General features: G+C 71.5%; 2 protein-coding genes. Both read right to left on the reverse strand.

The genetic code is table 11. The features are described from left to right. Positions 1-2,570: aminopeptidase N (pepN, locus tag V7793_RS34645; protein WP_336013668.1), on the reverse strand; the 2,570-nt coding region annotated here is incomplete at its 3' end. Positions 2,571-2,713: 143 nt separating this feature from the next. Beyond that, complete coding sequence (locus tag V7793_RS34650; RefSeq protein WP_336013669.1) at positions 2,714-3,742, reverse strand: aspartate-semialdehyde dehydrogenase; 1,029 nt, start codon at positions 3,740-3,742, stop codon at positions 2,714-2,716. Between the last annotated feature and the right edge of the window lie 207 nt (positions 3,743-3,949).

Here is a 3,949-nt window from a genome sequence, read left to right on the forward strand (position 1 = left end):
CTCGCCGCGGCCGCGTCGGCGGCCTGGGCCTTGAGGGCGCGCTCGACGCCCGAGCGGGACTCCATGATCAGGCGCCGCAGCGCGGCGTTCGGCTCGGCCGAGGACAGCCACGCGTCCGTCGCGTCCAGGGTCTCCTGGGAGACCAGCAGCGCGGGGTACAGGCCGACCGCGATCTGCTGGGCGATCTCGTGGCTGCGGCTCTCCCACACGCCCTTGACCGCCGCGAAGAACTTCGCGCTGTAGGGCGCGAGCAGCTCGCGCTGGTCGGACTGGACGAAGCCGCCGATGACGGCCTCCTGCACGGCGTTGGGCAGGGCCGCCGACTCGACGACCGCCTTCCACGCCTCGTCCTTGGCCTCGGCCGTGGGCTGCGAGGCCCGCGCCGCCGCCGCGTACCGCTCGCCCGCGGACGTCCGGTCCCGCTCCAGCTCGGCCGCGATCGCGGCCTCGTCCGCGCGCCCCGTGGCCGCGAGGCGGCCGAGCAGGGCCCAGCGCAGCTCGGTGTCGACGGCGAGGCCGCCGATCTCCTCGGTGCCGTCGAGGAGCCCCTGCAGCAGGGCGAGCTGCTCGTCGGTGCGGGCGGTGGCGGCGAAGGCCCGGGCCCAGGCGAGCTGGTGGTCGCTGCCCGGCTCGGCGGACTTCAGGTGGGCGAGGGCCGCCTCGGTCCACCGGGCGAGGCCCGTCGCACGCCACTCGGGGGCGGCGTAGAGGTCTAGGGCCAGCTTGACCTGCCGCTGCAGCGACTGCACGACGCCGATGTCCGACTCCTTGGCGATGCCGGAGAGGACGAGCGCGAGGTAGTCGCGGGCGGCCAGCTCGCCGTCGCGCGTCATGTCCCAGGCGGAGGCCCAGCACAGGGCGCGCGGCAGGGACTCGGTGAAGTCGCCGAGGTGGGCGGTGACGGTCGCCAGCGACTGCTCGTCGAGGCGGACCTTGGCGTAGGACAGGTCGTCGTCGTTGAGCAGCACGACGGCCGGCCGGGGCTTGCCGACGAGCGCGTCGACGGGCGTCAGCTCACCGTCGACGTCGAGCTCGATCCGCTCCTTGCGGACGAGCTTGCCGCCCTCCAGCTCGTACAGGCCGACGGCGATCCGGTGCGGCCGCAGCGTCGGCTCGCCCTTGGCGCCGGCGGGCAGGGCGGGCGCCTCCTGGCGGACGGCGAAGGAGGTGACGACGCCGGAGGCGTCGGTCTCGATCTCCGGGCGCAGGATGTTGATGCCGGCGGTCTCCAACCACAGCTTCGACCAAGTGGTCAGGTCGCGGCCGGAGGTCTCCTCCAGCGCGCCGAGCAGGTCGGTGAGGCGGGTGTTGCCGAAGGCGTGCGCCTTGAAGTACGCCTGCACGCCGCGGAAGAACGCGTCCTCGCCCACGTAGGCGACGAGCTGCTTGAGGACGGAGGCGCCCTTGGCGTAGGTGATGCCGTCGAAGTTGACGAGCACGTCGTCCAGGTCGCGGATCTCGGCCATGATCGGGTGGGTGGACGGCAGCTGGTCCTGCCGGTACGCCCAGGTCTTCATGGAGTTCGCGAAGGTCGTCCACGCGTGGGGCCACCGCGAGCCCGGCGCGGAGGCCTGGCAGGCGATCGAGGTGAAGGTGGCGAACGACTCGTTCAGCCACAGGTCGTTCCACCACTCCATGGTGACCAGGTCGCCGAACCACATGTGGGCCAGCTCGTGGAGGATGGTCTCGGCGCGCCCCTCGTACGCGGCGTCCGTCACCTTCGAGCGGAAGACGTACTGGTCGCGGATGGTGACCGCGCCCGCGTTCTCCATCGCGCCCGCGTTGAACTCCGGCACGAACAGCTGGTCGTACTTGGGGAAGGGGTAGGCGTAGGCGAACTTCTCCTCGAACCAGTCGAAGCCCTGGCGCGTCACCTCGAAGATGTGGTCCGCGTCCAGGAACTCGGCCAGCGAGGGACGGCAGTAGATGGCCAGCGGAATGCTGCGGCCGTCCTTCTCGTACGCGCTGTGCACGCTGTGGTACGGGCCGGCGATCAGGGCCGTGATGTACGTGGAGATCCGCTGCGTCGGCTCGAAGCGCCACACGTTGTCGGCGGGCCGCTCGGGGGTCGGCGAGTTGGAGATGACCGTCCAGCCCTCGGGGGCCTTCACGGTGAACGTGAAGACGGCCTTCAGGTCGGGCTGCTCGAAGGAGGCGAAGACGCGCCGCGCGTCGGGCACCTCGAACTGGGTGTACAGGTAGGCCTGGTCGTCGACCGGGTCGACGAAACGGTGCAGGCCCTCGCCGGTGTTGGTGTACGCGCAGTCCGCGACGACCTTCAGCTCGTTGCGGCCGGCCACCAGGCCCGGCAGCGCGATCCGGCTGTCCGCGAACACCTCGGCCGCGTCCAGCGCGGTTCCGTTCAGCACGACCTCGTGCACCGTGGGCGCCACCAGGTCGATGAACGTCTCCGCGCCCGCCTCGGCCGCGTCGAACCGCACCACGGTCTCGGAGCGGTAGGTGCCCCCCTCCTGCGCGCCGGACAGGTCGAGCTCGATCTCGTACGTGTCGACGGTCAGCAGACGAGCCCTCCGCTGCGCCTCTTCGCGGGTCAGATTCGTTCCAGGCACCTGGGCATCTCCTTAACTTCGCGACTTTCCGGCCATCCTTCCACGCCGGGTGCCCCGGGCGGGCCGGTGTTTTTCCGGAAGCGAAACGTCCGCGCCACCCGGCCCGGAGCGGGCGGGGTGGCGCGGACGGACGGGAGAAGGGGTCAGCCCTTGAGCTCGGCGGCGACGAGCTCCGCGATCTGCACGGCGTTGAGCGCCGCGCCCTTGCGGAGGTTGTCGTTCGAGAGGAAGAGCGCGAGGCCGTGCTCGACCGTCTCGTCCTCGCGGATGCGGCCCACGTAGGAGGCGTCCTTGCCGGCGGCCTGCAGCGGGGTGGGGATCTCCGAGAGCTCGACGCCCGGGGCGTCCTTGAGCAGCTCGTAGGCGCGCTCGACGCTGACCGGACGCTCGAAGCGGGCGTTGACCTGCAGCGAGTGGCCGGAGAAGACGGGGACGCGCACGCAGGTGCCGGAGACCTTGAGGCCCGGGATCTCCAGGATCTTCCGGGACTCGTTGCGCAGCTTCTGCTCCTCGTCCGTCTCGAAGCGGCCGTCGTCGACGATCGAGCCGGCCAGCGGGAGCACGTTGAAGGCGATGGGCCGCTTGTAGACGCCGGGCTCGGGGAACTCGACCGCCCCGCCGTCGTGGGCGAGCTCCGGGGCCCGCTCGCCGACCGCGCGGACCTGGCCGTCGAGCTCGGCGACGCCGGCGACGCCGGAGCCGGACACGGCCTGGTAGGTGGTGGCGACGAGGGCCGTCAGGCCGGCCTCCTCGTGCAGCGGGCGCAGCACCGGCATGGCCGCCATCGTGGTGCAGTTCGGGTTGGCGATGATGCCCTTGGGGCGGTCCTTGACCGCGTGCGGGTTGACCTCGGAGACGACGAGGGGGACCTCGGGGTCCATGCGCCAGGCCGAGGAGTTGTCGATCACGACGGCGCCCTGCCCGGCGACCTTCTCGGCCAGCGCCCGGGAGGTCGCGCCGCCCGCGGAGAACAGCACGATGTCCAGGCCGGTGTAGTCGGCCGTGGCGGCGTCCTCGACCGTGATCTCCGTGCCCTGCCAGGGGAGGGTGGACCCGGCGGAGCGCGCCGAGGCGAACAGGCGCAGCTCGCTGACCGGGAACGCCCGGTCGGCGAGGATCTTGCGCATGACTCCGCCGACCTGCCCGGTGGCTCCGACGATTCCGATCCTCATGAGGGCTCCCTACTCATGTACATCACATGCAACATGCAACCTGCTGCCAGGGACGTCGCGCCTGGCACGCCGGTTCCATCATGTGGTCACACCCGCCCCAAAAGTCCAATCCTTTGACCGGTGTACGAGACCGGGCCGGGCGAAGCGGGAAATCTTCAGCCCAGGCGCAGGTCGGCCCGGACATCCTCCGGGCGGGCGGCGGGGGCG

Origin of the sequence: Streptomyces sp. KLMMK, from assembly GCF_036961605.1 — a bacterium.
Taxonomy (GTDB): Bacteria; Actinomycetota; Actinomycetes; order Streptomycetales; family Streptomycetaceae; genus Streptomyces; species Streptomyces telluris.